General features: G+C 54.8%; 23 protein-coding genes. 16 read left to right on the forward strand and 7 right to left on the reverse strand.

Annotated features, from left to right (window positions below; genetic code table 11):
* Nucleotides 1-207 precede the first annotated feature (207 nt).
* Entirely contained in the window at nucleotides 208-1,617 is a 1,410-nt protein-coding gene (locus ACT3TY_RS13855) for a mannose-1-phosphate guanylyltransferase/mannose-6-phosphate isomerase (RefSeq protein ID WP_444628620.1), read from the forward strand.
* Nucleotides 1,618-1,650: 33 nt separating this feature from the next.
* On the opposite strand, the gene ACT3TY_RS13860 is transcribed toward ACT3TY_RS13855, so the two are convergent.
* From ACT3TY_RS13860 to ACT3TY_RS13870, 3 genes are all read right to left on the reverse strand, one after another.
* A complete protein-coding gene (locus tag ACT3TY_RS13860; protein WP_444628621.1) occupies nucleotides 1,651-2,586 on the reverse strand; it encodes a lysophospholipid acyltransferase family protein in 936 nt (311 codons plus the stop codon).
* Nucleotides 2,587-2,589: 3 nt separating this feature from the next.
* On the reverse strand, nucleotides 2,590-2,991 hold the full coding sequence (locus ACT3TY_RS13865) for a DUF4870 family protein (protein ID WP_193054506.1): 402 nt from the start codon (nucleotides 2,989-2,991) through the stop codon (nucleotides 2,590-2,592).
* A gap of 116 nt (nucleotides 2,992-3,107) precedes the next feature.
* On the reverse strand, nucleotides 3,108-3,488 hold the full coding sequence (locus ACT3TY_RS13870; protein WP_087109765.1) for a VOC family protein: 381 nt from the start codon (nucleotides 3,486-3,488) through the stop codon (nucleotides 3,108-3,110).
* A 44-nt stretch (nucleotides 3,489-3,532) separates the two neighbouring features.
* On the opposite strand from ACT3TY_RS13870, the gene ACT3TY_RS13875 reads away from it, so the two are divergent.
* From ACT3TY_RS13875 to ACT3TY_RS13890, 4 genes are all read left to right on the forward strand, one after another.
* Nucleotides 3,533-4,168 (forward strand): class I SAM-dependent methyltransferase, encoded by a 636-nt coding sequence (locus tag ACT3TY_RS13875; protein ID WP_193054507.1) that lies wholly within the window; start codon nucleotides 3,533-3,535, stop codon nucleotides 4,166-4,168.
* 157 nt (nucleotides 4,169-4,325) lie between these two features.
* Complete coding sequence (locus tag ACT3TY_RS13880) at nucleotides 4,326-5,699, forward strand: MFS transporter (protein WP_441679493.1); 1,374 nt, start codon at nucleotides 4,326-4,328, stop codon at nucleotides 5,697-5,699.
* Between the two features lie 129 nt (nucleotides 5,700-5,828).
* The gene (locus ACT3TY_RS13885) at nucleotides 5,829-7,616 is read left to right on the forward strand and encodes an acyl-CoA dehydrogenase (RefSeq protein WP_444628623.1); all 1,788 of its coding nucleotides are present in this window, start codon (nucleotides 5,829-5,831) and stop codon (nucleotides 7,614-7,616) included.
* Nucleotides 7,617-7,760: 144 nt separating this feature from the next.
* Nucleotides 7,761-8,534, forward strand: coding sequence for an enoyl-CoA hydratase-related protein (locus tag ACT3TY_RS13890; RefSeq protein ID WP_441679491.1), 774 nt, complete (start codon nucleotides 7,761-7,763; stop codon nucleotides 8,532-8,534).
* Between the two features lie 201 nt (nucleotides 8,535-8,735).
* Here ACT3TY_RS13890 and ACT3TY_RS13895 read toward each other — a convergent pair whose 3' ends face one another.
* Nucleotides 8,736-10,115: a GntP family permease gene (locus ACT3TY_RS13895; protein ID WP_444628625.1), complete on the reverse strand. Its 1,380-nt coding sequence runs from the start codon at nucleotides 10,113-10,115 to the stop codon at nucleotides 8,736-8,738.
* Between the two features lie 212 nt (nucleotides 10,116-10,327).
* Here ACT3TY_RS13895 and ACT3TY_RS13900 point away from each other — a divergent pair, with 212 nt between their 5' ends.
* The 8 genes from ACT3TY_RS13900 to ACT3TY_RS13935 all read left to right on the forward strand — a co-directional run bounded on the left by ACT3TY_RS13900 (nucleotide 10,328) and on the right by ACT3TY_RS13935 (nucleotide 19,652).
* Nucleotides 10,328-11,017: a glutathione S-transferase family protein gene (locus ACT3TY_RS13900; RefSeq protein WP_444628626.1), complete on the forward strand. Its 690-nt coding sequence runs from the start codon at nucleotides 10,328-10,330 to the stop codon at nucleotides 11,015-11,017.
* Nucleotides 11,018-11,073: 56 nt separating this feature from the next.
* Nucleotides 11,074-11,613 (forward strand): YaeQ family protein, encoded by a 540-nt coding sequence (locus ACT3TY_RS13905; protein ID WP_193054515.1) that lies wholly within the window; start codon nucleotides 11,074-11,076, stop codon nucleotides 11,611-11,613.
* Between the two features lie 264 nt (nucleotides 11,614-11,877).
* Nucleotides 11,878-12,867 carry a lipid A deacylase LpxR family protein gene (locus tag ACT3TY_RS13910; protein WP_193054516.1) on the forward strand — a complete coding sequence of 330 codons (990 nt, stop codon included), beginning with the start codon at nucleotides 11,878-11,880 and terminating at the stop codon, nucleotides 12,865-12,867.
* Nucleotides 12,868-13,125: 258 nt separating this feature from the next.
* Nucleotides 13,126-13,635 carry a CinA family protein gene (locus tag ACT3TY_RS13915; protein WP_444628628.1) on the forward strand — a complete coding sequence of 170 codons (510 nt, stop codon included), beginning with the start codon at nucleotides 13,126-13,128 and terminating at the stop codon, nucleotides 13,633-13,635.
* A gap of 77 nt (nucleotides 13,636-13,712) precedes the next feature.
* Nucleotides 13,713-14,537 carry an ammonia-dependent NAD(+) synthetase gene (nadE, locus tag ACT3TY_RS13920; protein ID WP_444628630.1) on the forward strand — a complete coding sequence of 275 codons (825 nt, stop codon included), beginning with the start codon at nucleotides 13,713-13,715 and terminating at the stop codon, nucleotides 14,535-14,537.
* Nucleotides 14,538-14,617: 80 nt separating this feature from the next.
* Entirely contained in the window at nucleotides 14,618-15,766 is a 1,149-nt protein-coding gene (locus ACT3TY_RS13925; RefSeq protein ID WP_444628631.1) for an exonuclease SbcCD subunit D, read from the forward strand.
* Nucleotides 15,763-18,831, forward strand: a complete 3,069-nt coding sequence (locus ACT3TY_RS13930; RefSeq protein WP_444628632.1) for an AAA family ATPase — start codon at nucleotides 15,763-15,765, stop codon at nucleotides 18,829-18,831. The genes ACT3TY_RS13925 and ACT3TY_RS13930 overlap by 4 nt, the downstream gene beginning before the upstream one ends.
* An 86-nt stretch (nucleotides 18,832-18,917) precedes the next feature.
* Nucleotides 18,918-19,652 (forward strand): tellurite resistance TerB family protein, encoded by a 735-nt coding sequence (locus tag ACT3TY_RS13935; RefSeq protein ID WP_444622261.1) that lies wholly within the window; start codon nucleotides 18,918-18,920, stop codon nucleotides 19,650-19,652.
* Nucleotides 19,653-19,872: 220 nt separating this feature from the next.
* On the opposite strand, the gene ACT3TY_RS13940 is transcribed toward ACT3TY_RS13935, so the two are convergent.
* On the reverse strand, nucleotides 19,873-20,769 hold the full coding sequence (locus tag ACT3TY_RS13940; protein ID WP_444622260.1) for a LysR family transcriptional regulator: 897 nt from the start codon (nucleotides 20,767-20,769) through the stop codon (nucleotides 19,873-19,875).
* Between the two features lie 129 nt (nucleotides 20,770-20,898).
* On the opposite strand from ACT3TY_RS13940, the gene ACT3TY_RS13945 reads away from it, so the two are divergent.
* From ACT3TY_RS13945 to ACT3TY_RS13955, 3 genes are all read left to right on the forward strand, one after another.
* Nucleotides 20,899-22,410 carry a CoA-acylating methylmalonate-semialdehyde dehydrogenase gene (locus ACT3TY_RS13945; RefSeq protein ID WP_444628634.1) on the forward strand — a complete coding sequence of 504 codons (1,512 nt, stop codon included), beginning with the start codon at nucleotides 20,899-20,901 and terminating at the stop codon, nucleotides 22,408-22,410.
* 20 nt (nucleotides 22,411-22,430) lie between these two features.
* Nucleotides 22,431-24,095: a GMC family oxidoreductase gene (locus ACT3TY_RS13950; RefSeq protein ID WP_444628635.1), complete on the forward strand. Its 1,665-nt coding sequence runs from the start codon at nucleotides 22,431-22,433 to the stop codon at nucleotides 24,093-24,095.
* Between the two features lie 189 nt (nucleotides 24,096-24,284).
* Nucleotides 24,285-24,491, forward strand: coding sequence for a cold-shock protein (locus ACT3TY_RS13955; protein ID WP_054641278.1), 207 nt, complete (start codon nucleotides 24,285-24,287; stop codon nucleotides 24,489-24,491).
* Between the two features lie 502 nt (nucleotides 24,492-24,993).
* On the opposite strand, the gene ACT3TY_RS13960 is transcribed toward ACT3TY_RS13955, so the two are convergent.
* Nucleotides 24,994-25,356 carry a helix-turn-helix domain-containing protein gene (locus ACT3TY_RS13960; protein ID WP_226912098.1) on the reverse strand — a complete coding sequence of 121 codons (363 nt, stop codon included), beginning with the start codon at nucleotides 25,354-25,356 and terminating at the stop codon, nucleotides 24,994-24,996.
* Nucleotides 25,353-25,649 (reverse strand): type II toxin-antitoxin system HigB family toxin, encoded by a 297-nt coding sequence (locus tag ACT3TY_RS13965; protein WP_172117280.1) that lies wholly within the window; start codon nucleotides 25,647-25,649, stop codon nucleotides 25,353-25,355. Before ACT3TY_RS13965 ends, ACT3TY_RS13960 begins: the two co-directional genes overlap by 4 nt.
* Nucleotides 25,650-25,932: the final 283 nt, after the last annotated feature.

Below are 25,932 nucleotides of genomic sequence, written 5' to 3' on the forward strand. Positions count from 1 at the left end.
GCGGATACGTGATCATTACGCTTGGTTTGTCGACTACGCTGTAGAGGTGACCCAGCGTTATTGGCGCCTTTTCGCACGTATGGATTTGTGGAGGGCACGCTGCCGTCATTGGATAATCCTGAAAAGGCCGCACGAATGAGCCAGCTTCGCCACTGGTTACGGGAAGCATTTGGCAGCCGGTAACACTTTGCCTACAAGGACGAGACTATGATTCAGCCGGTGATTCTATGCGGGGGAAGCGGCACACGGCTGTGGCCGCTTTCACGCGAGCAAATGCCCAAACAGTTTTTGCGCTTAACCTCGTCGAAGAGCCTGCTTCAGCAAACGCTGGATCGCCTGGAAGGGATAAGTACGACACCGCCGTTTATTATGGGCCATCAGGCGCACCGGTTCCTTATGGCTGAGCAACTGCGTGAAGCGAACCAGGCGGGGCGTATTGTGCTAGAGCCGGAAGGGCGTAACACAGCGCCTGCGATTGCCTGTGCGGCGTTGTTAGCCAGGGCCGTAGGAGACGATCCGCTGCTGTTGGTCTTGCCGGCGGATCATGTCATTGGCGATGTGAGCGCTTTTCAACAAAGTGTCGAGTGGGCCGTGCCCTTGGCAGAGCAGGGCTATTTAGTCACCTTTGGCGTTGTGCCTACGCATCCTGAAACGGGATACGGCTATATCGCCTGTGGTGACGCATTGGAAAAGGGCTATCGGCTCGCCTCGTTTATTGAAAAACCGGATGCCGAGCGCGCCGCTCAACTGCTTGAACAAGGCGATACGCTTTGGAACAGCGGCATGTTTTTGTTACGCGCTTCGACATATCTTGAGCAGCTAGCGGACCTTCAACCCGAGATGCTGTCTGCCTGCCGGGCCGCTGTTGATGGCGCTCACAGCGATCTGGATTTTCTAAGGCTCGCTGAAGCGTCGTTTCAGCGCTGCCCCGCCAATTCGATTGATTATGCCGTCATGGAGCACTGCCGTTTTGCGGCCATCATCCCCCTTGATGCTCAGTGGAGCGATGTAGGCAGTTTTGATGCGCTTTGGGAGATGGCCGCGGCGGATGAAGCGGGCAATGTGGTGCAAGGTGATGCGCTTTTGCACTCGACTACGAATTCACTCGTGATGGCCGAACATCGCTTGGTGACCACGCTGGGGGTTAACGACTTGCTTGTGATTGAAACCTCTGACAGCGTGCTGGTGGCGCATCGGGACCAGGCCCAGCACATAAAACAATTAGTCGCGGTGTTAGCCAGTAAAGGGCGCCGCGAGCTTCAGTCAGCGCCCCAGGTACATCGCCCCTGGGGTGACTTTCAAGCAATTGATAGTGGTGAGCGCTACCAGGTTAAGCATATTACGGTGAAACCCGGCGGCCGACTCTCCCTTCAACGCCACCATCATCGCGCCGAGCATTGGGTCGTGGTAAGCGGAACGGCACAGGTAACAGTGGGAGAGCGCAGCTTCTTAGTCAGTGAAAATCAATCGACCTATATTCCGATTGGCACACTTCACCGCTTAGAGAACCCCGGTAAAATCCCGTTAGAGCTGATTGAGGTTCAGTCGGGTGCCTATCTGGGGGAAGACGATATCGAAAGGCTCGATGATGTCTATGCACGCCATGACTATGAGTAGGTGCTGATAAATCAGTACCTACTCAGAGAAACCTTAATAAAGCCGGAAGTCGTTGGCGTTGGGGTTTTGCTGCTGCTCTTCGATGACTTTGCGGTAGCGCTTGTATTCCCACTGGTACTGGGCGGGTTCCAGCGCAATTGACGCTTCAACACTGGCATTAACCCCGCTCGCAGACACTGTTTCGTCAGCGCTATACACCCGCTCGTCGGCGTCCAGAAAATGGATAGCAAAGCCGCGCCTAGGCAGGCGCAGGGCAACGCCTGTGACAACGCGTGCCTGGGTGCGCGCCACCAGTTTGGGGAGTAGCGTGGCGGTATACGCATCGCGTGAATAAAACGGCGCAAAGACGCCGCTGCCCCAGTCGGGTTCCTGGTCAGGCAGAATGCCAATGGCCTCGCTGCGCTTAAGTGCTTTAAGCAGTGCTGCAACGCCCCGTGGGTTAGTGGGCACTAACTGCGCGCCCATCCGTTCGCGGCCATGGCGAATAATCGGCTCAAGGTTGGTTATTTTGGGAGGCTCGTACATAGCGGTGAAAGGGAAATGGCTGGAAAGCCAGAAATTCAACACTTCCCAGTTACCAAAATGCGGCGCCAGAACAATAACGCCTTGGCCTTGCGACCGTGCGCTGTCCAGCTTGTCGCGGCCATGCACTTCAATAATACTCGCCTCAACGCGGGCAGGCTCCGCCATCCAGGCATAGCCCAGCTCCATCATGGTGGCGGTGGAGTGACGAAGGCTCTGTTTAGCGAGCGCCCTGCGCTTACGCTGGTCAAGCGCGGGGTATACCACCTTAAGATTAATATCGGTGACGTTTCGCTCACGGCGGCTAAAGCAGTAAACGAGAGGGCCAAGCGTGGAGGCAAAACGCCACAGGCGCGGCAGGGGCCAGCGCGAAAGCCTTCGCCAAAGCCACGCAATCGCCGTGGCTCGGGAGAGTCGCTTGTCTGATGTCGTTGCGTGTTCCGTCATTCGTTAGATTAACCAGCTGTCCACATTACTCGGAGCACGTTTATCTTGTAAGCCTTTAAACCCTTTAACGCAGCGAACGATAAACCAAACCGCCAGCGCAAATAAAAGCGGGAAGCCGATCAGTACAAAGGTGAGCAGGAAGCTAATGCTTGCGTACAGCAAGCCAATCCAGAAGGTGCGAACCTGATAGCGGTAGTGTTCGTCCAGCCAGGCCGGGCCTTTGCCTTGATAGACATAGGCAATGATGACGCCGACAACCGAGGTGAAGCCAACAACAAAGCTTGCCAGATAAAGCGCATAAACCACCATGGCCATTGTGGTGTCGTGCTGCTTGCTTGGCTCGGCGGTGGAGTGTTCTGAAATAATTTCGCCTTCAATCGGCGAGTCATGACGGTTATCTTGCATGTCTTTTTACCTTTAATACGGATGAGACAATAAAGCGAAGGTTCTTAACGCCCTATAATACCTTGCACGACGCCGCTAAGCATTAGTCACTGACCAGCAAGATACTGGCGGTAACATTAGCGAGCCGGGCGGCAAATCTCCAAAAGGTTACCATCGGGGTCGCGCAGATAAACGGACTCGATCGCGCCATTGGCGCCCTGGCGAGCCACCGGGCCAAGTTCAACCTCAATGCCCAGCACGTCTAGATGCTGTTTGAATTCATCCAGCGGCAATTGGCAGCGTAGGCATAAATCCAGGCTGCCAGGCGTAGGGGTTGCAGAAATAGGCTCGATGTCGGTGTCGGTTTGATGGAGTCGTAGGGCGGTATCGCCCAGCATTAAATCTACCCGTTGGGCATCACGATAGCGTACGTCTAGCCCGAGAACACGCGAGTAAAAATCAACCGCGCGACCCATATCTGTGACAGTAACAACAAGATGATCCAAGCCTGAGAGCATGCCTCTTTCCTTAAATGCAAAACCGAAAACCAGAGAATACGACGATGCAATGCTGTCCGCTATGCGGTGAAATTAAGGTCTCGCTCTATCATCAAAATCATCGTCGTGAATATTACCAGTGTGCCACGTGTTGGCTGGTGTTTGTGCCGTCCGAGCAGCATTTAAGCGTAGCGGATGAAAAAGCAGAGTATGACCAGCATCAAAATTCACCGCAAGATATGGGATACCGGCGATTTTTAGGGCGCTTGTTCACGCCGTTGCTAGCCAAACTGCCGAAAGGTGCCAACGGGTTGGATTTTGGTTCAGGGCCTGGCCCCACGTTGTCTGTGATGTTCGAGGAAGTTGGCCACCCCATGACGGTGTTCGACATCTTCTATGCGCCCGACATGTCCGTTTTGCAGAACACCTATGATTTTATCACCGCGACTGAAGTCGTTGAGCATTTAGCCATGCCCGGAAAGGTGCTGGCGCAGTTGGTTGCTCAGCTACTCCCTGGTGGCTATCTGGGCATCATGACCAAGCGAGTGACCACTCAAGCAGCATTTGCCAACTGGCACTATATTAATGACCCCACCCATATCTGTTTTTTCAGTGAGGCAACCTTTGAATGGTGGGCCGCGCAGCATCAACTAACAGTCGAATTTCCTGAAAAAGATACGGTTATTTTGAGAAAACACTAATCGATACGAACAGGCTATGAAAAAGCGTTGACTTTATGCTATCCAGGGCAATAATTGCGCGCCCGTTTCTTGCCTGTGGTTGTGTAAAAGGTGGTAACGGCTCTTAAACAGCTACGCCCGCTTTTTTTGACAACGTGTTTGGCAAGGTGAGGTTTTCATGTCGCGGCAATTACTGGCTATGGCGTTTGCGCCTCTGTTGGGCCTGTTTATTTTAGGCATTGGCAACGGCTTTTTGGCTACCTTGATCACGGTACGCCTGGATGCGGCAGGCGAGTCTGCGACGGTGATCGGGATTGTCTCGTCAGCGTACTTTATTGGCCTGGCCTTGGGCGCCTTGTTTAACGACCGGTTGTTGCTGCGTATTGGGCACATTCGCGCCTATGGCAGTTTCGCCTCGCTGGTTGCCGTGACGGTGCTTCTTCAAGGGCTCTTTTTTGATCCTTGGGCCTGGTTTGCATTGCGCTTGATTGGCGGCTGGGCAACGGTCGGTGTCTATCTGGTCATTGAGAGCTGGCTGCTCACGGCAGGCGAGCAAAAAGTGCGTGGCCGCCTGTTGGCGCTCTACATGATTTCGCTTTACGCTGCCGGTGTCATTGGTCAGCTATTGCTGGGCGTCACCAATGCCATGGGCGGGACGGCACCGTTTATGGTGATCGGCATGCTGGCGTCGCTTTCTGTGCTGCCAATGGCGATGATTCCGCGTGTTACCCCTCTGATTGAGCACGCCGAACCACTGCCTCCTTATCGATTAATCATGTTAACCCCAACGGGTGTGCTGGGTAGCTTGGGGTCGGGCATGGTGGTCGCGGCGGCGTACACCTTGCTGCCCCTTTATTTGCAGCGCATTGGAATGAGCGTGAATCAGGTCGGCCAGATGATGGCCCTAGTGGTGCTGGGGGCCATGCTGCTGCAGTATCCGATTGGGCGCTGGTCAGACCGTCACGACCGCCAAATGGTACTTATCGGGATCAGTGGTTTTTGTGTGCTGGTATCGGCGGCAATTCTTTGGCTACCGCTCTCCACGCCGCTGCTGGCGGTACTGCTGTTCTTGCTGGGCGGTGGAGTATTTGCGTTCTACCCCGTGGCCGTCAGTCATGCTGCCGACCGAGCGCCCGCCGGGGCGCTTGTACGTATGAGCCAAGGACTTTTGCTGATTAACTCTATCGGGGCAACCTTAAGCCCGCTGATGATTTCACCCGTTATGACAGCCGTGGGCGATGCCGGGTTGTTCTGGGCATTTGGCGGGCTCAGCCTGTTCTTCCTGCTCTTTTTTGCCTGGCGGCGCAGCGTGCGCCCCGCCCCGATGCCGGTGGCGCCGTTTACCGCGACGACGCCCATGACTGCGGCCGGGGCAGAGCTTGTGATTACCGAGGAGCTTGTCCAAGGGGCGCTTGAGCACGAGCATCTGGAAGATTTGTCGGATGCAGTGCCAAACGTGGACGTAGCGGAACCTGTAGTCGGACCGCCCGCCGAGGAAGAAACCCGAATTGCCTACTATGACGATGTCGAACAGTTAAGCACGCGTAAGTAATTTGGTAGCGGGTCTGTATCGTAAAGAGGTGAGACGTTGGGCTAATGGTGTAACGATAGGCAGGAAACTACTATCGAATATAACGGTTTATAACAAACGACTGTTTTATTTCTACATCGAGGTTTTGCCATGAATCACTACGTCGCGCCGGTACGCGATTTGCGTTTTGTGCTCGAAGAACTGCTCGGGCATCACTCGCTGACGCTGTCCAATTTTACAGAGACAACACCCGACGTTGTTGAGGCGGTGCTGGATGAGGCCGCCAAGCTTGCGGGTGACGTTTGGGGGCCGCTAAATGCTACCGGTGATCATCAAGGCGCCAAACATCATCCGGATGGGCGAGTAACGACGCCTGATGGATTCGCGGCGGCCTACCAGGCGTATGTAGAAGGCGGCTGGAACGGCATCGGCGTGTCGGAAGCGTTAGGTGGGCAGAACTTGCCTGAAGTGGTGGCCAGTGCCGTCCAGGAAATGCTCCACGGTGCCAATATGGCGTTAGGGCTTTGTCCCATGTTAACTGCTGGCGCCATTGAAGCATTGGCCCATCATGGCAGCGAGCCGCTGAAAGCGACGTATTTACCCCATTTGGTAGAAGGGACCTGGACAGGCACCATGAACCTGACCGAGCCCCAGGCAGGGTCGGATCTTTCTAAAGTGCGTACCAAGGCAGTACCTGAAGGCGATCATTACCGGATAAGTGGCCAGAAAATCTATATTACCTGGGGTGAGCACGACGCCGCTGAAAATATCATCCATTTTGTGCTGGCGCGTAAACCTGATGCGCCAGAGGGTAATAAAGGCATCTCGCTTTTTCTGGTGCCTCAATTTCTCGTCAATGATGACGGCACCCTGGGCGAGCGTAATGACGTTTTATGCACCGCCATTGAGCACAAGCTGGGTATCCACGGCTCACCAACTTGTTCGTTAAGTTTTGGCGAGCAGGGTGGGGCAATCGGTTATCTGGTGGGTGAAGAAGGGCGCGGCCTGAATCACATGTTCACCATGATGAACGAGGCGCGTCATAAAGTGGGTATCCAAGGGATCGGCGTGGCCGAACGCGCCTGCCAGCACGCGTTTGCCTACGCACAAGAGCGCCATCAGGGTCGTTTGTCGGCAGCGCGAGGCGGTAAAGAGTGCCCCATTAGTGAGCATCTCGACGTGCGGCGCATGCTGCTTTCCATGCGCGCACGCACCGATGCGCTGCGTGCGTTAGCACTGTACTGTGCAGCACAGCTGGACACCGCCCGCCATGCTGAAAACGAGAGTGAACGCCTGGCGGCTCAGGCTCGCGTTGATATCCTGATTCCTGTGGTAAAAAGCTTCTCAACGGATCAAGCGGTAGAGATCGCCTCGTTAGGTATTCAGGTGCACGGCGGGATGGGATATATCGAAGAAACCGGCGCGGCACAGCTGCTGCGTGATGCTCGTATCGCACCCATTTATGAAGGCACTAACGGCATTCAGGCGCTGGATTTAGCAGGACGCAAGTTACAGCGTGATAATGGCGAAGCATTTTCCAGCCTGCTAAACGAAGTAGCCGACACGGTTGAACGTCTCAAGGCTGAACCTGCGTTGGCTCATTTGGGGCAGGCGCTGGATGCCGGGCTTGAGGATTTACGTGCTGCCAAGCAGCAGGTACTTGAGCAAGGCAAAGACCCGGAAAACGGGCCTGATGCCGTACAAGGTTATGCGACTCCGTTGCTAAACCTGGCAGGCCATGTGTTATGCGCCTGGCAAATGGGGCAGGCGGCACTCAGTGCGCAGGCGGCCATTGGGCAGGGCACAACAGACCCCTTCTATAAGGCAAAACTTCTAAGCGCACAGTTTGTGATCACCCAGTGGCTCCCTGTTGGGCGTGCCCAGCGGGCGGTAATTGAGGCAGGCATTCAATGCCTGAGTGATTTTGAGGTTGGCTAATCGCCCTATTGTGACAATCGCCGCCCCTGGAGGCGGCGATTGTATTTCTGGCGGGCGAGAAAAGAAGTGATTGCCCCCCAACCAAGCGTTCGCTAGGGTTGCAAGGCAGGCCAGTTAAGCCACCATAACAATGAAGGAGCCAATATGAGCGAATCAGTTATTGAAAAGGTCGATAACGAGGGTATCGTCCGCCTGACCATCAACCGCCCCAAGGCGTTGAATGCGTTAAATAGCGATGTACTTTCCGCGCTAGAGACCCACCTGACTGAGCTTGAGAATCAGCCAAACCTGCGCGCCGTATTACTGACTGGCGCCGGTGAAAAGTCGTTTGTTGCCGGAGCGGATATCACCGAAATGCGTGATAAAACGCCGGAAGAAGCGCGCGCCTTTGCAAGCCAGGCGTTACGAACCATTAAACGACTTGAAACACTTCCGGTGCCGGTGGTCGCCCTTGTGAACGGGTTTTGCCTTGGCGGCGGCTGCGAATTGGCACTGGCCTGCGACTGGGCAGTAGCCAGCGACAACGCGGTATTCGGCCAGCCTGAAGTTTTGTTGGGTGTCATCCCAGGCTTTGGTGGTACGCAACGCTTACCACGCCGCGTAGGCCCAGCCATGGCGATTGATCTTGTGACGACAGGGCGCAAGATAGACGCGAAAGAAGCGCTACGCATCGGTCTGGTGAATCGCGTAATGCCTCAGGCAGAGCTTGAAAGCTATGTAGCAGAGCTTACCCAACAGTTAAAAGGCAACGGCCCTCAGTCGGTACGCGGTGCCAAGCAGGCCGTTCATGACGGGATGGACCAGGACCTTGATAGTGCACTGGCCCTGGAGACTAGCCTATTTGCACTCTGCTTTGCCGGTGAGGAACAAAAAGAGGGCATGAGCGCATTTATAGAGAAGCGTAAGGCCAGCTTTTAGTCAGGCAACAAGCCCATAGCGCTCTATTCAAGGGTGGCGGAAGCGCCGCCCTCGTTTTATGCTGAGCTACTCCTCATCACTTATTCAACGCTTAAACGCAGGCATATTGATGGCGCTTGGGGGAAATACGTTGTTCCAGGCTGCACGCTAGGAACGCCTGGAAAGCTCTTTAGTTGATGTTTTTCTATGCAGCGTAACCGTTCAAAACAGCATAAAAATAAATGATGCGAACACAAACCCCACAACAGATTGCAGCGCCTGCTGAACGGTCCAGGTCTTGAGCGTTGTCTTGACGTCCATTCCTAACAGGCGGCCAACCAGCCAGAATCCCGAGTCGTTGACATGCCCTGCAAAGACAGAGCCCGCTGCTGTTGCCAGAGTAATCGCCACTACCTGCATGGATGTAAAGTCACCGCCAATCACGGCAGGGGCCATGAGCCCGGCGGCGGTTACCAGGGCGACAGTTGCCGAGCCTTGGGCCAAGCGCATAATCACCGCAATAACATAAGCCGCCAGGATGATCGGTAAACCAATATCGCTGAGCGAACTTGATAGCGCATCGCCAATGCCGGATGCCCTGAGTACGCCACCGAACATACCGCCGGCGCCTGTGATCAGTACTACCGAGCAAATCGGCCCCAGAGAAGAATCCAGTATTTTTTCTAATGCACTGCCTCCGATACCTTGACGGCGGCCTAGTACTAACATTGCCACCAACGTTGAAATAAGCAGCGCTACCGGCGTGTTGCCAACGGCTGAGAGCAGTTGGAACCACTGCGCGTCACTATCCACAACGCCCATTGAGCGCAGAAAGTTTAAGCCGGTGTTCATGAAAATCAGCACAATCGGCAGCAACAACATGCTGATAACAACGCTGACAGAAGGCGGGTTGATAACGTGGTCATCGCTGACGTCGCCGAACAGGGAGTCTGCGAGAGGGAAGGGATAGCGCTTTGCGACAATTTTCCCCCACATATAGCCTGATATCCACCAAAGGGGGAACGCAATCACCACGCCAGCAAGCAGCAATAACCCTAAATTTGCCTCATAAAGCTCCGATGCGGTAACCGGGCCTGGGTGAGGGGGCAGGAAAACATGCATAACCGAAAAGGCAGCGGCAGCAGGCATGGCATAAAGAAGGATAGGACCACCCAAACGACGCGAAACGGCAAAAATGATCGGTAGCATGACGATCAAACCGGCATCAAAAAATATCGGAAAGCCCATTAGCAGCGACGTGATACCGAGGGCAAAAGGCGCTCGCTTTTCGCCGAAGAGATCAATCATTTTATCGGCAAGCGCTTTGGCACCGCCTGAATGCTCAACAAGCTTGCCAAGCATTGCCCCTAACCCTACCAGTAGAGCAACAGCGCCCAGCGTTCCCCCAAAGCTATCCACCATCGTGGGAACAATCGCATTGACTGGAATCTGCGTGGCGAGCGCTGTCAGTAAGCTCACCAGCATCAGCGCCACAAACGCATGCATCTTGAATCTGATGATCAATAGTAAAAGGGACAAGACCGCTACGGCGGCAATGCCTAGCAACGGTCCTGTGGACAACGTTTGCGTCCATTCATCCATGCGAGTACTCCCAATGATAGTGCTAATTGCTGGCTATGTTATCGGTAACATCGTACAGCTTGATATTTTCTTGCATACACGACCTTGGTTTAAATAAAGTAAAAAAAGAATCTGTTAGGCGATGAAACAGGCAATTTATGGGATAAAGAAAGGCGACATAATGCGACTAGCGTAGCCATCCTTGCTTTTTTGACGTAAAAAAAGGGGTAACCATGTTTGATCTCTACATTGCCAACAAAAACTACTCTTCATGGTCATTGCGGCCTTGGGTGCTTATGAAGGCGCTTGATATTCCTTTTAAGGAACACGTTATGGCCTTTGAGGGTGGCAATGGGGCGAGTCGTGATACGTTTATTCGCTTTTCGCCTTCCGGGCTTGTGCCTTGCCTGGTGGATGGCGAGACGGCCGTCTGGGATTCGCTGGCCATTGTTGAATACATTGCCGAGCAGCATGCTCGGGTATGGCCAAAAGAGGTGACAGTACGTGCCTGGGCACGTTCGGCCAGCGCCGAAATGCATAGCGGCTTTTCCACGTTACGTAACGAATGCCCCATGAACTGCGGCGTGCGCGTCACGCTTCAGGATGTTTCTGCTGGGCTCAGAGCTGATCTCGCTCGATTGGATAGGCTCTGGCAAGAAGGCCTTTCACGCTTTGGTGGCCCTTACCTGGCAGGTGACGAATTTACGGCGGTAGATGCCTTCTACGCACCTGTCGTTTTCCGTGTACAAACGTTTGGCTTGCCTTTAAGCGAGGCTTCGAACGCTTATGCAAAGCACCTGTTGACGCTGCCAGCGATGCAGGCGTGGTATCAAGCAGCGCTCGACGAAAAATGGCATGAGCCTCATCACGAAGCCGATACGTTAAAACACAGCACCCTAACGGCTGATTATCGGAATGCCTAGCGCCTATCGGGCCGCGCATCAGGTAAACTAGCCAAAATTTATCGCTGGATATTCTGATGGCCCTTAGTGCGACGCCTTACAAAGTTGATATTAACCTTACCGACCTGGATCGTGGGGTGTATGAAACGCTACGTTTTACCGTGGCACGCCATCCCTCTGAAACAGAAGAGCGGATGAGTGCGCGGCTGATTGCTTATATATTGTGGTACAGCGAGGCGATTGCATTTGGGCGCGGGCTTTCCGATGTGGACGAACCCGCACTATGGGAAAAGAGCCTGGATGGGCGGGTGCTGCATTGGGTTGAAGTAGGCTTGCCGGATGCCGAACGCCTAATCTGGTGCTCACGGCGCGCCGAGCGCGTATCGCTGCTTGCCTACGGGCGCACCGATATATGGGAAAACAAAGTACTTTCAGGCGTGGCAACGCTTAAAAACCTTCACGTAGCGACCTTGCCTCAAGAAGCCTTGGCAGTGATTGCTCAGAACCTCCCGCGCGCTATTAACTGGGCGGTTATGGTGAGTGAGGGCTCGCTGTTTATCACTGATGAAAACGGCCAGCATGAAATTACTCCGCAGTGGCTGTTAAGGGACCGCTAGGCTATTTCTTTAAAGACATACAGCAAGGTACTGCCAACGGATGGTGCGCGCAGCGAGGGCATATGAACTGGCTATGCCTACTGTTACCCACCTTTGGAACAGCAGGGAGGCAGCGCCTTGCGCCACGGGTGCTGGGTTGTTATTGATGTTTGGCGAATAATATTTCCTTGCTATCTTTTTGCATGTTTACATACAATCAGCAATGTTTGCTAGCGCTCTTCGAGAGCGCTACTTTGGTTTTAACCCTCACTCAAGGGATGAGCAATGTACAACGTCTGCCTGCCTGCTTGGCGCCTGCTTCCCTTTGTAGCAGCAATGAGTCTACTCCCTGCCTTGGCGAATGCAGATAACAACGTCATTTCTGTGACACATGAAAATGACGGTCTAATGAGCAGTGACGATGGGCACTTTACCAGCGGCTTCGAGCTTAATTGGGCATTTAAGCCCAGCCCGGAAAACTGGACCCAGCGTTTAGCTACGGCGCTGCCGGATAGTTTGATAGGCCAGGCAGATTCAGTTGCTTTCCGATTGGTGCACCAGATTTATACGCCGGATGATATCGAGCGCTCTGAGCTAATTGAGGACGACCGCCCCTATGCAGGCCTGGTTTATGCGGGTATGTCACTTTATGAAGATGTTCCGGTAGGACGCTGGCAGCAAGCCACTGATCTTCATATAGAGGCCGGCCTAGTAGGCCCATCATCGCTTGCTGACAGCATTCAGCGTGAGGTACACCGTATTACCAATAGCGAACGTCCAAGTGGCTGGCATAACCAGTTAAAGGATGAGCCGTTGCTTAACCTAACCATGCGTCGTCAGTGGTGGCATAACGTGCCTCTGGCCGGTAAGCGCTTGGCTCACGGTCCCGGTGTCAGCGTTGCCTTGGGCAATCTCAATACCTACGCCAGTGCGGGTTATGGCGTTCGCTGGGGTGATGATGCCAGCGGTATCCCCACGCTTACCCCCAACCCCAGTAACCGTGGCCGCATGACGAGTACAACGGGCTGGCAGTGGTATGTGTTCGCTAATGTCGAAGGCTACTACGTCGCGCATAATCTCACTCTGGATGGCAACGTGTTTTCCAGCAGTCACTCGGTTGACCGTAAAGAGTGGGTAGGAGAAGGGGCCGCTGGTTTTGCCATTGCCTGGGATGGGTGGCAAGCCGTTTTTTCCGGTGTTCAGCGCACACGTGAATTTGATGGCCAGGAAAAGCAGGACAAGTACGGTGCGATTACGCTTTCAAAAAGCTTCTAGTTAAAAAGCCTTCCGGCTAGTTCAGCACATGACCAGGGCAAATGCCCTGGTCATTGTAGAGGTGCGCCATGACTACCGCTTACAGAACAGCTCCTACGCGGATGGAGGGAAGAAACAGCGCTAAGCCCTTATCAATGGATAAGGGCTTTTTAACAAATGATGAACTTGCTGGCTGATTTTTCAGCCCTCTTCGAGAACAGCTACCTTTTAAGAGGAAGAATAAAACGACAGGGATTGTGATTTGTCAGGAGATACGCAATGGAATTGCTTAAGCAAATTACTGATTATCTACAGCAGCAAAAACTCAAATTGGCCACTGCCGAATCATGCACCGCAGGGCTGATTGTCTCTGAGCTGGCCCGTGTGCCCGGTAGCGGGCAGTGCATTGACTGTGGGCTGGCGGTTTATTCCCCGGTGGCAAAAAATCGTTATTTGTCGGTCAGCTTCGATACGATTGATACGTATGGGCTTACCAGTGAAGAAACCTCTCGAGAAATGGCGTTAGGGGCACTTAATAATAACGATGCCACTATAACCGTCGCCAATACCGGGATTGCAGGCCCTGAACCGCATGATGATATTCCCGTCGGTACGGTATGCTTTGCCTGGGCCTTTCGCCATGATCAGAAGACTTACATGATTACCGAGACACGCCGCTTTTCCGGTGATCGTAACGACGTTCGCCTAGCCGCCGCGCACTATGCATTGGAGTGCATTCCTCAATATCACCGTGATGTATTGAACGGTAGCGCGCCATTAGATGAGTAGAACCAAACACATTTCTGCTCTAGCCTGAATAAAACGCTATCCGCTATGGATCAACGTTCGACCGCAAGGAGGCCAGGATGGTAGATCAGCAGGCAACCCAATCGCATATTCAAACGGTTTTGCAGGTAACGCCGCGTATTGACCCGCAGCAAGAGATTGATAAGCGCGTTGATTTTTTGTGTCGCGAAATGATCGATACAGGGCAGCATGCGCTTGTATTGGGCATTAGTGGCGGCGTGGATTCCACGGTAGGTGGCCGCTTGGCGCAGTTAGCGGTTAATAAGGCGCGTGAGCAGGGCATCGACGCCTCTTTTTACGCGATGCGGTTGCCTTATGGTACTCAGCAGGATGAAGACGATGCGCAGAAGGCACTGTCGTTTATTGAACCCGACCATGTGCTGACCGTTAACGTTAAACCGGCAAGTGATGCCCTGCTGGCCGCACTGGAAAAGGGCGGGCTAACGTTTAGAGACGACGCTCACCGCGACTTTGTGTTGGGCAATATCAAGGCGCGCCAGCGTATGGTGACGCAATACGCAGCGGCTGGAGCACGAAGTGGCCTGATGGTCGGCACGGATCAAGCCGCCGAAGCACTAATGGGTTTTTTCACCAAATATGGCGACGGCGCCTGTGATGTTGCGCCGCTCACCGGGCTAACCAAACGCCAAGTACGTGACGTCGGTGCGGCGCTGGGCGCACCCGCCGCGTTGGTTGAAAAGCAGCCCACTGCTGATCTTGAAACGCTCAAACCCCTGTTGGCGGATGAAGTGGCGCTAGGCGTGACTTATGCGGATATTGATGCCTTCCTGGTCGGCGATGCCATCAGCGATGAGGCGTATACCACCATCATTGACACCTATACCCGCACCGAGCATAAACGCCAATTGCCCAAGAGCCCTTAAGTATTTCTCACCAGTAAAGGCTAAACGCCGTCAGGTTAGGTTGTTATGATGCAACCACCTAACCTGCCGTTGAGCCTGCCATGCGTCTACTCCACACCGCCGATTGGCACCTGGGGAGATTGTTTCACAACATCTCACTGCTTGAAGACCAGCGCCACGTTCTAAACCAGCTGATCGAGATCGTCGACCGCGAAGCCGTAGACGCTGTGCTGATTGCGGGCGATATCTATGACCGCTCGGTGCCGCCTTCCGCGGCTGTTACGTTGCTTGATGATGTGCTGGGCGAGCTTTGCCAAGCGCGTGGTTTGCCAGTGGTTATTATTTCCGGCAACCATGACGGCGCCGAGCGCTTGGGCTTTGGCGCACGCCATTTGCGTCAGGCGGGGCTGCACATTCTTTCTGATTTGAGCGCCTGCGATACCCCCGTTACGCTTGCTATCAACGGCGTTGAGGTCGATATTTTTGGCGTGCCCTATGCTGACCCGGAATACGTACGCAGCCAGTTCGGTGAACCGGTCCGCGACTTTGATAGCGCCCACCGCTACTTGCTAACGCGTATTGGTGAGAAGCGCCACGCTACCCGCCCAACGGTACTGATGAGCCACTGCTTTGTAGATGGCGGCAGCGCATCTGATTCCGAGCGCCCGTTAACCCTGGGCGGTGCAGAAAGCGTTGCCTGGGAGCCCATGCAGGGCTTTGACTATGTCGCGCTTGGGCACTTGCATGGCCCGCAATACCGCGGTGGCGAACATATTCGCTACAGCGGCTCGCTGCTTAAATACAGCTTTTCAGAAGCTCGGCAGCGTAAAGGCGTTACGCTTGTGGATATAGGTAACGAGGGAGTGACCGGCATTGAGCATCGCCCGCTGGTGCCCAAGCGCGAAGTGCGCGTGCTGGAAGGCGAACTTGATGAGCTGTTGCGGCAAGGGCGCGAGGACCTCTGTGCCGATGACTACTTGTTGGTTCGGCTAACCGACCGCCACGCTATTTTAGATCCCATGGGCAAGCTGCGCGCGGTTTACCCCAACGTTTTGCACCTCGAAAAGCCCGGCATGCTGGGTGGGCAACAGCGTCAGCAACTGGATCGCGAACGGCTGCGCTTTAATGCCCTGGATATGTTCAGCGATTTCTTCGAACAAACCAGCGGTGATGCCATGAGCGCTGACCAGGCGCGCGCCATGAGTGATGTCATCACCTCCCTCAGCCGCGATGAAGAGGGCCAGTCATGACGCCGCTCGTACTCACCATGCAGGCCTTCGGCCCTTTTGCGGCCGAGGAGACCATCAACTTTTCTCAGCTGGGTAGAAGCCCGCTGTTTTTGATCAACGGCCCGACAGGCGCCGGGAAAAGCTCGATTCTGGACGCCATCTGCTTCGCGCTTTATGGCCAGACCACCGGAGAAGAACGCTCGGGCACCCAGATGCGCTGCGACCAGGCCGCCGATACGTTGCTAACTGAAGTAACGCTGGATTTTTACCTGCGCGGAGAAAACTACCGGGTGCGCCGCGCGCCTCAGCAGGAGCGCCCTAAAGCGCGAGGCGAAGGGACGACAACGCAAAACGCAGAAGCCCAGCTGTGGCGGCTAACCGCTGACGACAAGGAAAATGAGTGCCTCGTCGCGCGTAGCGTTAACGATGCTACCGCCCAAGTGCAGGCACTGCTGGGGCTGGATGCCAGCCAGTTCCGCCAGGTGATGGTGCTGCCCCAGGGCAAGTTCCGCGAACTGTTGCTGGCGGAGTCAAAAGATCGCGAAAAGATTTTTTCCCAGCTATTTCAAACCCATATTTTTCAACGCATTGAAGAGCATCTGCGCACCCAGGCCAACCAGATAGACCGAGCGGTGAAAGATCACCAGCACCGTGTCCAGGGCATTCTGGATGCAAGCGACATTGAAAGTGAAGCGGCGCTTATTGAGGCGCTGGAAGCGCTGGCGCCAGAGCATCAGGCTGCTGAAAAGGCGTTAGCCATTGCTAAACAGCACCGTGAACAGGCAGAGGCTGCCGAGCGCCAGGGGCAGGAGTGCCAGGCGCTTTTTGACCGCCATACGGCATTGGGCGCAGAAAAAAACCAGCGGCTACACCAGCAGCCGGAAATAGAGCGTGCCCAACAGCGCCTAAGCGCCCATGAACAAACCCAGGCGCTGGTCGAACCCTTTCACCGCGTACAAACAGCGCAGCAAACGGCAAGCGCTACCCAGCAAGGGCGCGTTCAGGCTCAAACGGCTGTTGAAAAACAGCAGGCGACGCATCAACACGCTCAGCAAGCGTTACACCAGGCACAAACCCGCTACCAGCAATTGCCGGAACGCCGTGAACAGGCTGGCCGTTTACAGCAAGCGTTGGAGCAATTTCAGGCGCTCACTGGTGTGGAGCAGGCGTTACACCAGGCGCAACAAACATGGCAAAGCCTGTATCGGCAGCTTGACCAACAAACGCAGCAGCGCGACACCATCGCTGAACAGGGCGAGGCACTTGCCGCCAGGCTGAAAGCAGAGCAGATAGAGCGCAATCACCTTGCAGGCTGCGATGAAATGTTAAAAAGCCGCCAAGCGCTGCATGCGCAGCGGCAAACACTGGCCGGGCTTGAATCCCAGCGCGCTGCATTGGCCGAGCAAGTGGCTCAGGCGGCAAGCGATGTTGAGCATCATCAGCAAACGGTTGAGCGCTATAAGCGTCGCGCCACCGAGCAAGAGATGCACTGGCACCAGGGCCAAGCCGCGTTACTCGCCGCTCGGCTGGAATCCCAGCAGCCCTGCCCGGTGTGTGGCAGCTGTGATCACCCGGCACCCGCCGTACAAGAGCAGCCCCCCGTTACCCAGGCCGATGTGAAGCGCGCACGCACGGAGCATGAGCAGGCGCATCAAGCGCTGGTGCAAGCTCAACAGTTGCAGCAGCGTTTGACCCAACAGCTTAAGTATAACGATGAGCAGAGCGAGTACTTGCGTCACACGCTGGGCGAGTGGGGCGCCAAGCCATTAAGCGCACTGGAGGCTGCTTGCCAGGAGAGCCAGCGACATGTTGAGCGCTATCAAGTGCTTACTCGAGAGTTGGCAACCCAGGAGCGCACACTTGAGCAACAGCGCAGCGAATGGAAAGCGCTGGATACCCAGATAAAGGCACAACAGCCTGAGTTAGAGGCCGCCCAAAAGCGGTGTCATCAGCTGGAAGCCCAATGTGAGCAACTGCGCAGGGCGTTGCCCGAGCCACATGGGTCACTTGAGGCGCTGCAGGCAGAGCTTGGCCGTGTGCAAAGCGACATTCAGCAGTCTGAGGCGGCGTGGCAATCTGCTCAGGAGAGTGCTCATCACGCACAAACGGCGCTGGCCCGCGCCGAAACCACACTGTCAGATATTGCCCAGCGCGCCGCCGCCGCGACTCAGGCGCTAAGCGCGGCCCAAAACGAATGGCAACTGGCGCTAAGCAGTAGCGCTTTCGACAACGACGCTGACTTCATTCAGGCCCGTCTGGAAGCGCCCGAGCGCCAGGCGCTTATTGAAACCGTCACCCTCTTTCAGCAGGCGCTGGCCAAGCTGGATGGTCAGCTTGAGGATAGCCAGACACGCCTTGAGGGGCTAACACCGCCTGATTTAACCGCTCTGGCGGAGCAAGTGGCTAGCGCGCAGGCGCATGAGCAGGTTTGTAATCAAACCTACCAGCGCTTGGCGGCTCGGATTGCACAGCTAACCGCCACTCAGCAAAAGCTCAAGGCCGCCCATGCCGCCGAGGCGGAGCTTGAAGCCGAGTATCGGCTGTGGGGAACGCTGAGCGAGATCGCCAATGGGCGCACCGGGCATCGCATTAGCCTGCAGCGCTTTGTGCTTGGCGTGCTGTTGGATGATGTGCTTATCCAGGCATCCGAGCGGCTGGTGCGAATGAGCCGGGGGCGTTATCAGTTGGTGCGCCGTGAAGACCCCTCCAAAGGAAATAAGGCGTCCGGCCTGGAGCTGGATGTTGCCGATACCTATACCGGTAAAAATCGCCCCGTCGCGACGCTTTCGGGTGGCGAATCGTTTATGGCCGCGCTGGCGCTAGCATTGGGGCTCTCTGACGTGGTGCAGGCGTATGCCGGTGGCATTCAGCTCGATACGCTATTTATCGATGAAGGTTTTGGCAGTCTGGACCAGGATGCCCTTGACCAGGCCATTGCGATGCTGAGCGAGCTGCAAATGGGCGGGCGCATGATTGGAATTATTTCTCATGTCAGCGAACTCAAAGAGCAAATGCCGGTTCGTATAGAAGTACGTGCCAGCCGTCAGGGAAGCACGGTACAAGTGCAAGGTGTTATACCGGCGTAGGTCCTCTAAACTCAGTAGGATCTATGAGTGCATTCGTTATCAGTACGTATATTGTCAATACAGCCTGTCAGCCAAGGAGTACAAGGATGAACGCTAGTAAAATTCTTCAACAGCTTATGCAGCAGGCCGGCGGCAGCCAAAAAGGCAGCAGCGGAGTCAATGTGAAGGGCATGCTGGAGGGCTTGTCTCGTCAGTTGGGCGGGGGCGGTAGTGATCAGCGCTCAAGCCAGTCGGGAAGTTCCAGCGGGTTCGATATGAAAAGCCTTTTGGGCGGTGGCGCCATGGGCATGCTGGTCGGTTCCAAACGTGGCCGGAGCATGGGCGGTAAGGCGCTTAAGTATGGTGCCATTGCTGGGGTTGGCATGCTGGCCTGGAAGGCCTGGCAGAATTCACAGGCCGCTAAAAATCAACCCGCCGCCAGCAGTAACGCAGAAGGCGAGCGTGTTGATGTATTAAGCGGTGAGGTTCAGGAGCGGCGTAGCCTTGAACTGCTGCAGGCCATGATAATGGCAGCTCGCGCCGATGGGCATATTGATGAGCAGGAGCAGGTGCTGATTACGGAGCAGATCGATGCGCTAGGGGCCGACCAGGAAATGCATAACTGGGTCGAAAGGCAGCTAAAGGCTCCATTGGATGCCGAAGCGCTTGCCCGCGAAGCGGACTCGCCCCAGGCTGCCCGGGAAATGTATTTAATGAGTGTCGCAGTAACTGATGACCAGAACCCCATGGAGCGCGCCTGGTTGGATCAACTGGCGCAAGCGTTAAAGCTTACCCCGGATGTCACCAAAGAGCTTGAGCACCAGGCCCAGCAGGCGGGCTGATAGCGTTTTCGTTTTCACACTAAAAAGCGCCGCCAGGATGTTGGCGGCGCTTTATTTTTACCGGTGGCAATAGCCTAAACGGCGTTATCGATTACTCCTGAATTTGACCCGCCAAAGGGCATTTCCAGGGTGGCAATAAAAAGTGCGTACGTCTTTTATCAATGGTTGGCTGGCGTATGTATTCGTGATAGTTCCGTCCATCTTTTTAAAGCCAGTTTCTTTAAAGCGAGGGCCATACTTCGTTCAGCGTACGTAATGCCGCGTCAATGGGAGGTTCTTCTGCACGATCATGGCGCCAAATCAGGCTAAGTGCGCAGGGCAGGCAAATATTGCTGGCAACGACAAGGCCGCTTTCCTGACGCTCGGTCATAGCCAGAGCATCGCGCGCAAGGCTCAGGCCAACGCCTGCGCGGACTAAGTCCAGCATGCAGGCCTCCTGATCGACCTGAGCGACGCGATTGGGTGTGGCGCCACTGCTGGCAAGTGTGTGTTGTAAAAGGCGGTGATGGGCCGAGTCCTCTGGCGTGACGATCCAGGGCAAGCGGGCCAGGGCTTCCCAGCGCGTATCGGCCAGTTGGGCATCCCAGCCCATCGGGGCAACAACGTAGTAGTGAAAGTGGGTCAGCTCGCGCCAGGCAAGCGCCTCATGGTGGGTTCCCAGGCCGGGTGGCGCCAGGTAAAACCCCACATCCAGGTCGCCTTGCTCAACACGCCTTAACGTATTGCCGCTCATCCCATGATGAAGCTCGGTTTCAAGCTGCGGTGCTTGCGTCATTAGGCGGCGCAGGAAAGCGCCCAGGCGAATAAATTCTGGATCGACAATCGTGCCTATCTTGAGCTTGCCTCTTGGCGTGCTGTGCAACGTATTGGCCGTTTGCTCAAAAGCATAGGCGCTTGCCAGGGCTTTCTCGGCGGAGGGTAGCAGGGCATGGCCATCAGGCGTTAGCGCTAAGCCCTGGGGGCGGCGTTCAAACAAAGTAAGCCCCAAGCTTAGCTGAAGCTGCTTCAACTTTAGGCTGATGGCGGGCTGGGTAAGGTGCAGTTGCTCAGCCGCGCGTGAGACGCTGCCTAGACGGGCGACCATGACAAATGCCCGTAGTGTCGCGTATTCGTGCATGGCGCCTCCTGGTTTTCATTTTGTTATTAGCAGAGCTTATATCCCGGTTTAAATTTACTCAATTGATCGCGCCAACAATCACGCTAGTCTGGGCAGATCCCATTGGTTCTGCTTATAAAGGTAGTGATGATGACAACAACAGCCATTCAGCACTTTATTAATGGTCAGATCAGCGAAGGTCGCTCTGGCGATGCCCAGGATGTGTTTAACCCAGCCACCGGCCAAGTCACCGGCCGTGTCGCCCTGGCGTCACAAAGCGATGTGGAGGCGGCTGTAAATGCGGCCAGTGCAGCGTTTCCTGCGTGGGCCGATACGCCGCCCATTCGCCGGGCCCGAGTGCTGTTCAAGTTTCTGGAATTATTGAATACGCATAAAGATGCCCTCGCTGAGGCGATCACCCAAGAGCATGGCAAGGTATTTACCGATGCCCAGGGCGAGGTGGCGCGCGGGATCGATGTTGTCGAGTTTGCCTGCGGTATCCCCCAACTGCTTAAGGGTGACTACACCGAGCAGGTCAGTACCGGTATTGATAATTGGACAACCCGGCAACCGCTGGGCGTTGTGGCGGGTATTACGCCGTTTAACTTCCCGGTCATGGTGCCGATGTGGATGTTCCCTATCGCCATCGCCACGGGTAACACCTTTATTCTCAAACCAAGCCCGCTTGACCCTAGCGCGTCACTAATGCTGGCAGACCTTCTGAAGCAGGCCGGTTTGCCCGATGGCGTGTTTAACGTGGTGCAGGGAGGGAAGGAGTCTGTTGAAGCATTAATTGATCACCCCGAGGTCAAAGCGCTCTCGTTTGTTGGCTCGACGCCAATTGCCAACCTGATCTATGAGCGGGGTGCCAAGCACGGCAAGCGCGTGCAGGCATTGGGCGGGGCGAAAAACCATATGGTCGTGATGCCTGATGCGCACCTGGATAAAGCGGTGGATGCGTTAATCGGCGCCGCCTACGGCTCGGCGGGCGAACGCTGCATGGCGATTAGCGTAGCGGTACTGGTCGGCGACGTGGCGGATAGCGTGGTGCCCAGGCTTGCCGAGCGCGCTAAAGCGCTAAAAGTAAAAAATGGCATGCAGCTGGATGCCGAAATGGGGCCGATCGTAACGCGTCAGGCCCACCAGCGTATTACCGGCTACATCGAAAAAGGCGTGTCTGAAGGCGCGAAACTGATCGTGGATGGCCGCGAGTTTAATGCTGCCCAGGTGGGTAGTGACTGTGCCGACGGCTTCTGGATGGGCGGCACGCTTTTCGACCACGTCACGCCGGAAATGACGATCTATAAAGAGGAGATCTTTGGCCCGGTGTTGGTGTGCGTACGCGTGCCGGATGTCGCGACGGCCATTCAGTTAATCAACGACCATGAATTCGGTAACGGCGTCAGCTGTTTTACCGAAAGCGGCAGCGTGGCAAGAGAGTTTGGGTGCCGTATTCAGGTCGGCATGGTCGGTATCAATGTGCCTATCCCGGTGCCGATGGCGTGGCACGGCTTTGGCGGTTGGAAGCGCTCACTGTTCGGCGATACCCACGCCTACGGTGAGGAGGGCGTACGTTTTTATACCAGGCAGAAGTCAATTATGCAGCGCTGGTCAGACTCGATTGATAACGGGGCTGAGTTTGTGATGCCGACGGCCAAATAAGTCGATGCGGAGCAAGGCAAATGACACAACAACAAACCTTGGCATTTGACTACATTGTGATAGGCGCAGGCACCGCAGGGTGCCTGATGGCCAACCGGTTAAGCGCCGACCCGAATAATCGGGTGCTTCTAATCGAAGCGGGTGGGCGCGATAACTATCACTGGATTCATATTCCGGTGGGGTATCTGTACTGCATTAATAACCCGCGCACCGATTGGCTGTTTCGCACCGAGCCAGAACAAGGCCTGAACGGCCGTTCGCTGATTTACCCGCGGGGTAAAACCCTAGGCGGCTGTTCGAGTATCAACGGCATGATTTATATGCGCGGCCAGGCGCGCGACTACAACCACTGGGCTGAGGTCGTGGGTGATGATGCGTGGCGGTGGGAGAACTGCCTGCCGGACTTTATGCAGCATGAAAGCCACTACCGGCTGGATGAAGGAGGCGATGCGGATGCCGAGCAGCGCGAGTTTCACGGCGATAGCGGTGAGTGGCGGGTTGAAAAGCAGCGCTTGAAGTGGGAAGTGTTGGACGACTTCGCCGAGGCGGCCGTGCAGGCCGGTATTCCACGCACCGAGGATTTTAACCGTGGCAATAATGAAGGCGTTGCTTACTTTGAAGTCAACCAGCGTAATGGCTGGCGCTGGAACACCGCCAAGGCGTTTTTACGCCCTGCGCTTAAACGTAACAACCTGACGCTTTGGCACTCTACCCAGGTGAATCGGCTCTGCTTTGAAGATGATCAGGGCAGCCCGCTCTGTAACGGAGTAGACGTTACAGAGCGCGGGAAAAATCTGAACGCCCGCGCCAGCAAAGAAGTAATTTTGTGCGCCGGTGCCATTGGCTCGCCGCATCTTTTACAGCTATCGGGTATTGGGCCTAAAGCACATATTGAAGAACACGCCATTGAGGTAGTGCATGACCTGCCGGGTGTAGGCGAGAACCTGCAAGATCATCTTCAGATCCGCTCAGTGTATCGTGTCACCAATGCAAAAACGCTCAATGCAGTAGCAGGCACTTTGCTGGGTAAAGCAGGCATTGGCTGGGAGTATCTGTGCAAGCGCACCGGCCCCATGAGCATGGCACCTTCACAACTTGGCGCCTTTACGCGCAGCTCTAACGAGTATGAGCACGCGAATATTCAGTATCACGTTCAGCCATTAAGCCTTGAGGCATTTGGGCAGCCGCTACATCCTTATCCGGCCATTACCGCCAGCGTATGCAACTTAAATCCGAGCAGTCGTGGAACAGTCCGCCTGAAAAGCTCCAATCCAGCTGATGCTCCGGCTATTTCGCCCAACTATTTAAGTACCCACGAGGATCGAAAGGTGGCCGCTGATTCACTGCGCGTTACTCGGCACATTGCAGCGCAAGCGGCTTTTTCCAAATATGCTCCCGAGGAGGTTAAACCGGGGCTTGAGTATCAAAGTGATGACGAGCTAACGCGCTTGGCAGGCGACATAGGTACCACCATTTTTCATCCCGTAGGCACAACACGGATGGGTTGTGCTGATGATCCGATGGCCGTTGTGGATGCTAAATTACGAGTGCTGGGCGTCAAGGGGTTACGCGTTGCGGATGCGGGGATAATGCCCACCATCACCAGCGGTAATACAAACTCGCCCACGCTAATGATTGCAGAAAAAGCGGCTAAATGGATTTTAGAGGAAAATGTGTTGCATTAACTTTTTTTTTAAGCATAGTGTTGACGTGTGACCTGGTTAGGCGCATTCTTAAACGCAGTTGGTTAGCAAGTCGAACGTTGTCAGCAGTATCGAACGCCTAAGCGTGAGTCTGGTGAAAGTTTCTTGTTCTACCCACTGCAATTCGGGTATTTCCCGGCTTTACATTAAGCTACATCGAGGATTTCGATCATGGCAACTGGTACCGTTAAGTGGTTTAACGACACTAAAGGTTTCGGCTTCATTTCTCCGGACGACAATGGCGACGATCTGTTCGCGCATTTCTCTGAAATTCAAGCTGACGGTTTCAAAACTCTGCAAGACGGCCAGAAGGTTTCCTTCGACGTCACTCAGGGTAAGAAAGGCCTTCAGGCTTCCAACATCAAAGTTCTGGGTTAATTCTCAGCATTTGATGTTCGCTGCTAGCGCCAAGCGCTAGTATGCTGAAAAAACGCTCGTGAGCGTAATGCCGTTCGGTTAACGATGACCGAAGGCTCTAAGAAAATCCGGTATTCTTCATTGGATACCGGATTTTTTTGTGCCTATTCAACAGACATTGCTCGATATTGATGAGCTACATTCCTTCACTGGCCTCAGCGCCTTTGCCCAGCATATCCCTGTCGAATGGATAGAGTCTGCTCTTCACCTTTCTGGATGACCGTCCTCGACCATCAAGGCCGAGGACGGTAAAAATATCCAAAACCGCTATCCAGTAAATCGCAAGGCGGCGCCGCTTAAGTGAACAGCATTACGAGCCTAGCGCCGGGGCTTTTTGCTATCCACTTCCCAGCTAGAAGCGTCACAGGTGCCACTACCGAGCAAATCAGATACAGCAGACATTGCGGTTAGAGTCTTTTGATGGGCAGGAAGGATTCAACCCCGCTGAAGCGGGGTCTGGTGGTTAGGCGACCTGATTCATAAGGCTGTCGTAAGGGATTTTCAGGCCGTCATGAAGTCTTTTTATCATGCCCAGGCTTAGCTTGCGCTTACGATTCAATACCTCAGAGACGCGGCCACTAGGACCGATATAAGCCTCAAGGTCGCGCTGCGTTAGTCCCTGTTGCTCCATGCGAAATTTGATAGCTTCGATGGGGTCGGACGGGCCAATGGGATAGTGCTTATCCTCGTACTTCTCAATAAGGATGGAAAGCACTTCAATTTCATCGGCTTCAGGAGAGTCCGGCGCGGCACTCCAAAGCTCTTCTAGGCGAGCGAAAGCGCGATCAAGGTCGCTATCATTACGGATGGGCTGAATGTTCATCATATTGTCTCCGCATCAGTTTTATCGTACTGAGCATGGGTGCCGACGAATCGAACCCAGGCAATTTGCTGCTCATAACGAATGGATAGGATTACCCGGTACTTATTGCCGCCGATATTGAAAACAGCGCGCCCACCTTTAAGGATGCTGGCTGTTCTAATATCAGCCTTTAGTTGCTGTGGTGTTTCCCAAGATGCCTTTAGCATCATGTTATACCACTCGGTCAGCGGGGTTTCGGCATCGCCATAGCCCTGCTCCCAAAACTCTTTCAGCGTACGCTTTGCTATGACTCTCATGCCATCTCCCAATATGGGATATTGTAGCTCCTCCCAATTTGGGAGTAAAGCTTGATTCCAACAAGCTAGCGCCGCCTTTCCTTTGAAAGCTAAGATTGATTAGAACGCCCATATCGTCAGATGCCGCTAAGCGCGTCCCCAGTGATCGACTGCATGCCTTTCAGGGGGCGCTTACGGCGGAGGGCTGAAGGAGGCTGAATTCTTGGCGCGAGAGAATGAAGAAACGCGATACCGTATTTCGATCGATTCCAGTGGCACCATGGATATATCGCCTACTGCCTAC

Origin of the sequence: Halomonas sp. AOP22-C1-8, assembly GCF_052378905.1 — a bacterium.
GTDB classification, from domain to species: Bacteria; Pseudomonadota; Gammaproteobacteria; order Pseudomonadales; family Halomonadaceae; genus Vreelandella; species Vreelandella citrativorans.

Coding starts and splice junctions, on each gene's coding strand:
- ACT3TY_RS13955 (WP_054641278.1), top strand. CDS start 24,285: ATGGCAACTGGTACCGTTAAGTGGTTTAACGACACTAAAGGTTTCGGC.
- ACT3TY_RS13940 (WP_444622260.1), bottom strand. CDS start 20,769: ATGCACGAATACGCGACACTACGGGCATTTGTCATGGTCGCCCGTCTA.
- ACT3TY_RS13910 (WP_193054516.1), top strand. CDS start 11,878: ATGTACAACGTCTGCCTGCCTGCTTGGCGCCTGCTTCCCTTTGTAGCA.
- ACT3TY_RS13935 (WP_444622261.1), top strand. CDS start 18,918: ATGAACGCTAGTAAAATTCTTCAACAGCTTATGCAGCAGGCCGGCGGC.
- ACT3TY_RS13930 (WP_444628632.1), top strand. CDS start 15,763: ATGACGCCGCTCGTACTCACCATGCAGGCCTTCGGCCCTTTTGCGGCC.
- ACT3TY_RS13900 (WP_444628626.1), top strand. CDS start 10,328: ATGTTTGATCTCTACATTGCCAACAAAAACTACTCTTCATGGTCATTG.
- ACT3TY_RS13855 (WP_444628620.1), top strand. CDS start 208: ATGATTCAGCCGGTGATTCTATGCGGGGGAAGCGGCACACGGCTGTGG.
- ACT3TY_RS13915 (WP_444628628.1), top strand. CDS start 13,126: ATGGAATTGCTTAAGCAAATTACTGATTATCTACAGCAGCAAAAACTC.
- ACT3TY_RS13885 (WP_444628623.1), top strand. CDS start 5,829: ATGAATCACTACGTCGCGCCGGTACGCGATTTGCGTTTTGTGCTCGAA.
- ACT3TY_RS13875 (WP_193054507.1), top strand. CDS start 3,533: ATGCAATGCTGTCCGCTATGCGGTGAAATTAAGGTCTCGCTCTATCAT.
- nadE (WP_444628630.1), top strand. CDS start 13,713: ATGGTAGATCAGCAGGCAACCCAATCGCATATTCAAACGGTTTTGCAG.
- ACT3TY_RS13870 (WP_087109765.1), bottom strand. CDS start 3,488: ATGCTCTCAGGCTTGGATCATCTTGTTGTTACTGTCACAGATATGGGT.
- ACT3TY_RS13945 (WP_444628634.1), top strand. CDS start 20,899: ATGACAACAACAGCCATTCAGCACTTTATTAATGGTCAGATCAGCGAA.
- ACT3TY_RS13890 (WP_441679491.1), top strand. CDS start 7,761: ATGAGCGAATCAGTTATTGAAAAGGTCGATAACGAGGGTATCGTCCGC.
- ACT3TY_RS13925 (WP_444628631.1), top strand. CDS start 14,618: ATGCGTCTACTCCACACCGCCGATTGGCACCTGGGGAGATTGTTTCAC.
- ACT3TY_RS13880 (WP_441679493.1), top strand. CDS start 4,326: ATGTCGCGGCAATTACTGGCTATGGCGTTTGCGCCTCTGTTGGGCCTG.
- ACT3TY_RS13965 (WP_172117280.1), bottom strand. CDS start 25,649: ATGAGAGTCATAGCAAAGCGTACGCTGAAAGAGTTTTGGGAGCAGGGC.
- ACT3TY_RS13860 (WP_444628621.1), bottom strand. CDS start 2,586: ATGACGGAACACGCAACGACATCAGACAAGCGACTCTCCCGAGCCACG.
- ACT3TY_RS13895 (WP_444628625.1), bottom strand. CDS start 10,115: ATGGATGAATGGACGCAAACGTTGTCCACAGGACCGTTGCTAGGCATT.
- ACT3TY_RS13905 (WP_193054515.1), top strand. CDS start 11,074: ATGGCCCTTAGTGCGACGCCTTACAAAGTTGATATTAACCTTACCGAC.
- ACT3TY_RS13950 (WP_444628635.1), top strand. CDS start 22,431: ATGACACAACAACAAACCTTGGCATTTGACTACATTGTGATAGGCGCA.
- ACT3TY_RS13960 (WP_226912098.1), bottom strand. CDS start 25,356: ATGATGAACATTCAGCCCATCCGTAATGATAGCGACCTTGATCGCGCT.
- ACT3TY_RS13865 (WP_193054506.1), bottom strand. CDS start 2,991: ATGCAAGATAACCGTCATGACTCGCCGATTGAAGGCGAAATTATTTCA.